Annotated in this window: 3 protein-coding genes; 2 read left to right on the forward strand and 1 reads right to left on the reverse strand. The window is 76.9% G+C overall.

Going from position 1 to position 3,254, the window contains the following annotated elements:
- Positions 1-49: 49 nt before the first annotated feature.
- Positions 50-406 (reverse strand): VOC family protein, encoded by a 357-nt coding sequence (locus tag CUD01_RS16165; RefSeq protein WP_141322515.1) that lies wholly within the window; start codon positions 404-406, stop codon positions 50-52.
- 210 nt (positions 407-616) lie between these two features.
- Between CUD01_RS16165 and folP the strand changes: the two genes are divergently transcribed.
- A complete protein-coding gene (gene folP, locus CUD01_RS16170; RefSeq protein WP_371860804.1) occupies positions 617-1,543 on the forward strand; it encodes a dihydropteroate synthase in 927 nt (308 codons plus the stop codon).
- Positions 1,540-3,135 carry a 2-amino-4-hydroxy-6-hydroxymethyldihydropteridine diphosphokinase gene (gene folK / locus CUD01_RS16175; RefSeq protein WP_244937815.1) on the forward strand — a complete coding sequence of 532 codons (1,596 nt, stop codon included), beginning with the start codon at positions 1,540-1,542 and terminating at the stop codon, positions 3,133-3,135. Before folP ends, folK begins: the two co-directional genes overlap by 4 nt.
- Positions 3,136-3,254 lie beyond the last annotated feature (119 nt).

Genomic DNA, 3,254 nt, shown 5'->3' on the forward strand with positions numbered 1-3,254 from the left:
GCCGGGTGCTGGTCTGCACCCGGCACGCCGACGACCCTCGCGGTCGCACTCAGGTGGTGCCCTCGTAGAGCCCGATGACGTTGCCGTCCGGGTCCCGGAAGAAGGCCCACCAGCTCGTCTCGGTGATGGGCTGCTTCCCCTGCACGACCGTCCCGCCGAGCTCGACCGCCTTGGCCAGCGCCTCGTCGACCGAGTCCACCTCCACGTAGCTGCGCGGCTGCGTGAAGGACTCGTCGCGCGGCGCGAGGCCGCCGCCGCTGATCTTGTTGGGCGCCTGCCACATCGGGTACCCCTCGAAGCCGGGCACCTCCGCGATCTGCCAGCCGAACAGCTCCCCGTAGAACTTCGCCCCGGCGGCGAGGTCGCTCACCGGGATGTCGATGTGCGTGATGTCTCCGTGTGGCATGTCGGTTCCTCCGTCAGGCCGGGAGAGGTCCCTCCCGAACCGCACCAATCGGACCCTGACCACGCTAGGCCTCCCCACCGACACGCCCCACCCGAGCGCGCGCGCCCGCGCGGCCCCGCGGCACTGCCGAGGGAGGGATCTCGCGCGGTGTCCGCTGAGAGCGTGAGATGGCGGGGTCGGGGGGAGCGGCCGGGGTCCTAGGCTCGGGGCGTGACCGTCAGGGGACCCGCAGGCCTGCCCGCGGAGCTGAGCCGCGCCGACCGCTGCCTGGTCATGGGCGTCGTCAACGTGACGCCGGACTCGTTCTCCGACGGCGGCCGGTGGTTCACGCCCGCCGCCGCCGTCGCGCACGGGCTCACGCTGCTCGAGCAGGGGGCGGACCTGCTCGACGTGGGCGGCGAGTCCACGCGTCCGGGCGCACGCCGCGTGCCCGTCCACGAGGAGCGCGAGCGCGTGCTGCCGGTGATCCGCGAGCTCGTGCGCCGCGGCGCGACGGTCAGCGTCGACACGACGCGCGCGCAGGTGGCGCGCGAGGCGGTCGAGGCGGGCGCGCTCGTCGTGAACGACGTCTCGGGCGGTCTGGCCGACGACGCGATGTACGAGGCGGTCGCCGCGACGGGCGCGGTGTACGTCGCGATGCACTGGCGCGGCCACGCGGACGTGATGGACGGCATGGACCGGTACGACGACGTGGTGGACGACGTGCGGCGCGAGCTCGCGCAGCGGGTCGCGGCACTGCGCGCCGCGGGCGTGCGAGACGAGCAGGTGGTGCTCGACCCGGGCCTCGGGTTCGCGAAGTCGGGGGCGAGCAACTGGCCGCTGCTGGCGCGGCTGCCGGAGCTCGTCGCGGACGGCTTCCCGGTGCTCGTCGGCGCGAGCCGCAAACGGTTCCTCGGGCACCTGCTCGCCGCGCCGGACGGCACCCCCGCGCCGCCGCTGCGGCGTGACCACGCGACGGCGGCGATCTCGGCGCTCGCCGCGGCGGCGGGCGCGTGGTGCGTGCGGGTGCACGAGGTCGCGGCCTCGGTGGACGCCGTGCGTGTCGCCGCGGCATGGCAGGGTGTGGCGAGCGACGAGCGCCACGACGACGAGCGCCACGACGACGAGCGCCACGACGAGCGACAGGAGGACGCGTGAGCGACGTGACCGACGGCCAGGGTCACCGCCTGGACCAGATCCGCCTCGTCGGGGTGAGCGCGACGGGCTACCACGGGGTGTTCGAGCACGAGCGCCGCGAGGGGCAGACGTTCGTCGTCGACGTGGTCGTGCACCTGGACACGCGGCGGGCCGCGGCGCGCGACGACCTGGAGCACACGCTCGACTACGGCGCGCTCGCGCAGCAGGTGGTCGCGGTGATCGAGGGGCCGCCCGCCGACCTCATCGAGACGGTCGCGGAGCGCATCGCGGCGACGGTGCTCGCGGACGGCTCGGTCGCGGCGGTCGACGTCGCGGTGCACAAGCCGCAGGCGCCCATCCCGGTGCCCTTCGGGGACGTGGTCGTCGCGATCCGCCGGGACCGCGGCAAGCTGCCCGCGGCCGAGCCGTACCGCGCGGAGCCCCGCGCGGAGTCGGCCACGCGCGCGCTCACGCACACCGCGGCCCTCCCGGTCACGCCGGCGCCGCAGGCGCCCGTGCTCCATGCGGGTCCCGAGGCGCCCGTGGCCGGGCCGCCGGCCGCGCCCGCCACGGTCCCCGCGCCCCCGCTGGTCGCGCCCGTCGTCGAACCCGCGATCGGTGCGCTCGCGGGTCCGCTGGGCGGTGCGGCGGTCGCGCCGCCGCTCGTCCCGCTGCCCAAGCCGGGCGACCTCGTCGTCGGCGGTCCGCTCGGCGGCGGCGCGACGCTGCACCCGGCGGACGAGACGTCGATCGTCGCGTCCGGCCCGCCGACGACGTCGAACCCCGCGGTGGCCCCCGCACCCGCCCCCGCGCCCGCACCGCCTGCCGCCCCCGCACCGCCGGCCCCGGCCGACGCGACCCAGGTCATGCCGCCGCTCTCGCTCGCGGAGCTCGACGCGGCCGCCCAGCGCGACCAGGCCGCGTACGGGGACGCGTACCGCGAGCCCGTGGTGGTGGGCCGTCCCGACGAGGCACCGGCTCGCGACGACGAGGTGGTGCCGGGCGAGCTGGTCTCGGACCGGCTCGACGAGACGCCGGCGGCGCCCGTCGAGGCGGTCCTCGCGCTCGGGGCGAACCTCGGCAACGCGCAGGAGACCCTGCGCCAGGCGGTCGGGGACCTCGACCGCACGCCGGGCATCGACGTGCTCGACGTGTCCCCGCTCGCCCGGACGGCCGCGGTCGGGGGACCGGAGCAGCCGGACTTCCTCAACGCGGTCGTGCTCGTGCGCACGCTGCTCTCGCCGCGGGACCTGCTGCGCGCGGTGCAGGCGGTCGAGCACGCGCACGGGCGCGAGCGGCTCGAGCACTGGGGTCCGCGCACGCTGGACGTGGACGTGATCGTGTACGGCTCGGTGCTGGCGGTGACCGACGACCTCGAGCTGCCGCACCCGCGCGCGCACGAGCGCGCGTTCGTGCTGCAGCCGTGGGCGCAGGTCGACCCCGACGCGGTGCTCCCGGGCCTCGGCGGTGGCCCCGTCGCGGCGCTCGCGGCGACGGCGCCGGACCGTGAGGGCGTGCGCTGGCTCGCGCTCGACTGGCTGACGGCCCCGGTGCCGGCGGCGCAGTGGGACGTCGACGAGGACGGGTCGGGGCAGCCCGGTCCGGGGGCGTGATGCGTCGCACGCGTTGGCAGACGCTCGTCCTCGTCGCGGTCGGGGTCGCGGCGCTGACGTGGCTGGGGTGGCGGGTCGTCGCGGGCCGGGGCGGGCTCCCGCCGCAGGTCCCGTGGCTC

Source organism: Cellulomonas uda (assembly GCF_006538705.1).
Classification (GTDB): Bacteria; Actinomycetota; Actinomycetes; order Actinomycetales; family Cellulomonadaceae; genus Cellulomonas; species Cellulomonas uda.

Bases quoted from the DNA above. Each gene is read 5' to 3' on its own strand.
- CUD01_RS16165 (WP_141322515.1), bottom strand. From the start codon at position 406: ATGCCACACGGAGACATCACGCACATCGACATCCCGGTGAGCGACCTC.